The 2,728-nt window shown below is 62.0% G+C and carries 2 protein-coding genes; one reads left to right on the plus strand and one right to left on the minus strand.

The features are described 5' to 3' along the window. Nucleotides 1–158 precede the first annotated feature (158 nt). The gene (gene aspA, locus HU811_RS26505; protein WP_025216214.1) at nucleotides 159–1,583 is read right to left on the minus strand and encodes an aspartate ammonia-lyase; all 1,425 of its coding nucleotides are present in this window, start codon (nucleotides 1,581–1,583) and stop codon (nucleotides 159–161) included. Nucleotides 1,584–1,764: 181 nt separating this feature from the next. Between aspA and HU811_RS26510 the strand changes: the two genes are divergently transcribed. Further along, a complete protein-coding gene (locus tag HU811_RS26510; RefSeq protein WP_186659031.1) occupies nucleotides 1,765–2,682 on the plus strand; it encodes a LysR substrate-binding domain-containing protein in 918 nt (305 codons plus the stop codon). Nucleotides 2,683–2,728: the final 46 nt, after the last annotated feature.

Below are 2,728 nucleotides of genomic sequence, written 5' to 3' on the forward strand. Positions count from 1 at the left end.
CCGCCTTCGCGAGCAAGCCCGCTCCCACACAGTTCAGCTTCCAGACTTCTTTGCAGCCTCGAGTCAGTTAAAAAAAAGGGCCTGGGGAACAAGTCCCCAAGCCCTCAAAAGGTGAGAGGTGTCTAGTCCCTCGACCTGGTGAGCAGTCATCGTCTCGATCACGCCTTCAGCGGGACCAGACGCGGAGCAATCATGTTTTCCGGGCGCAGGATGTCGTCGAGCATGGCGTCGTCGAGCAAGCCTTCTTCGCGCACCAGTTCCAGCACGCCGCGGCCGCTTTCCAGCGCAACACGGGCGATACGGGTGGCATTTTCATAGCCGATGTACGGGTTCAGGGCGGTGACCAGACCGATCGAGTGCTCGACCAGCTCACGGCAGCGCGCTTCGTTGGCGGTGATGCCGACGATGCAGTGTTCGCGCAGCATGTCCATGGCCCGTTGCAGCAGGCGGATCGAGTCGAAGATTTTGAAAGCGATCAACGGCTCCATCACGTTCAATTGCAGTTGTCCGCCTTCGGCCGCGATGGTCAGGGCCAAGTCGTTGCCGATGATCTGGAACGCGACTTGGTTGACCGCTTCCGGGATCACCGGGTTGACCTTGCCTGGCATGATCGAGCTGCCTGGCTGGCGAGCCGGCAGGTTGATCTCGTTGATGCCGGTGCGAGGACCGCTGGACAGCAGGCGCAGGTCGTTGCAAATCTTCGACAGCTTGACCGCGGTGCGCTTGAGCATGCCGGAGAACAGCACGAAGGCGCCCATGTCGGAGGTGGCTTCGATCAGGTCGGCGGCCGGTACCAGCGGCTGGCCGCTGATGGTTGCCAGGCGCTGTACGGCCAAGGCCTGATAGCGCGGGTCGGCGTTGATGCCGGTGCCGATGGCGGTGCCGCCCAGGTTCACTTCGGTGAGCAATTCAGGCGCCAGGGTTTTCAGGCGTGCCAGGTCTTCGCTCAGGGTGGTGGCGAAGGCACGGAATTCCTGGCCGAGGGTCATCGGCACCGCGTCCTGCAGTTGGGTGCGGCCCATTTTCAGGACGTGGCTGAACTCTTCACCCTTGGCGGCAAAGGCCTGAATCAGGCTGTCGAGGCTGGCCAGCAACGCGTCGTGACCCAGCAGCAGACCCAGGCGAATCGCCGTCGGGTAGGCGTCGTTGGTGGACTGCGCCATGTTTACGTCGTTGTTGGGGTGCAGGTACTGGTATTCGCCTTTGTTGTGGCCCATGGCCTCCAACGCAATGTTGGCGATGACTTCGTTGGCATTCATGTTGGTTGAAGTACCAGCGCCGCCCTGGATCATGTCCACCACGAATTCTTCGTGGAAATCGCCGCGGATCAGTCGTGCACAGGCTTCGCTGATAGCGGCGTGCTTGGCTTCGCTGAGCTGGCCCAACTCACGGTTGGCATCAGCGGCGGCCTGTTTGACCATTGCCAGACCGACTACCAGCTTTGGGTAATGCGAGATCGGGACGCCGGAGAGACGGAAGTTGTTCACCGCTCGCAGGGTCTGGATGCCGTAATACGCTTGCGCCGGTACTTCAAGTACGCCAAGCAGGTCTTTTTCTGTGCGGAATGATGCAGCGGAAGACATGATAGAAATCATCTCGATAAGGACCCGGTCTGAGCCGGAACGCTGTGAATCCTAGGCTTTCAGAAAAATTAGGGCCAATGCTGTTAAACACTGCCCTATGCACATTCGGCATAATGGGAGTGTGACGCCGACGTTACGGTGAGCGTGTGACCTGTTTTGGTGCGTGCCTTGGGAGGACGTGATGAATCTAGAAAGCAAATGGCTCGAGGACTTCAGTGCCCTGGCTGCGACGCGCAGTTTTTCCCAGGCGGCCGAACGGCGCTTCGTGACGCAACCGGCCTTCAGCCGACGCATCCGCAGCCTTGAGGCGGCGCTGGGGCTGACCCTGGTCAACCGCTCCCGCACACCGATCGAACTGACAGCAGCGGGGCAGCTGTTCCTGGTGACGGCGCGTACCGTGGTCGAGCAACTGGGTGAAGTGCTGCGTCATCTGCACCATCTGGAAGGCGGGCAGGGCGAAGTGATGCAAGTGGCGGCCGCGCACTCCCTGGCGCTGGGCTTCTTCCCGCGCTGGATCGCACAACTGCGCAACGAAGGCTTGAACATTGCCACGCGGCTGGTGGCGACCAACGTCGGCGACGCCGTCCATGCCTTGCGCGAAGGGGGTTGCGACCTGATGCTGGCCTTCTATGACCCGGACTCGGCGATGCAGATGGACCCGGAGATCTTCCCCTCGCTGCACCTAGGCCAGACCGAAATGTTGCCGGTGTGTGCCGCCGATGCTGACGGCAAACCGTTGTTCGACCTTGAAGGCGAGGCCAGCGTGCCCTTGCTGGCCTACAGCGCCGGTGCCTTTCTCGGTCGCTCGGTGAACCAGTTGCTGCGCCAGCGGGCCCTGCGTTTCACCACGGTTTACGAAACGGCCATGGCCGACAGCCTCAAAAGCATGGCGCTGGAGGGCTTGGGTATCGCCTGGGTGCCACAACTGAGCGTGCGCGCCGAACTGGCCCGGGGCGAACTGGTGGTCTGCGGCGGCGCCCAATGGCACGTGCCCCTGGAAATCCGCCTGTACCGCTGCGCACTGGTGCGCAAGGCCAATGTGCGGTTGTTGTGGCGCAAGCTCGAGGGTGGCGCGGCGCAGGGTGCTGGCGGCTCCTGAAAACAGCGAAAAACCTCGGTGGGAGCGGGCTTGCTCGCGAAGGCGG

It is taken from the genome of Pseudomonas tehranensis, from assembly GCF_014268615.1.
Classification (GTDB): domain Bacteria; phylum Pseudomonadota; class Gammaproteobacteria; order Pseudomonadales; family Pseudomonadaceae; genus Aquipseudomonas; species Aquipseudomonas tehranensis.

Bases quoted from the DNA above. Each gene is read 5' to 3' on its own strand.
- aspA (WP_025216214.1), bottom strand. From the start codon at position 1,583: ATGTCTTCCGCTGCATCATTCCGCACAGAAAAAGACCTGCTTGGCGTA.
- HU811_RS26510 (WP_186659031.1), top strand. From the start codon at position 1,765: ATGAATCTAGAAAGCAAATGGCTCGAGGACTTCAGTGCCCTGGCTGCG.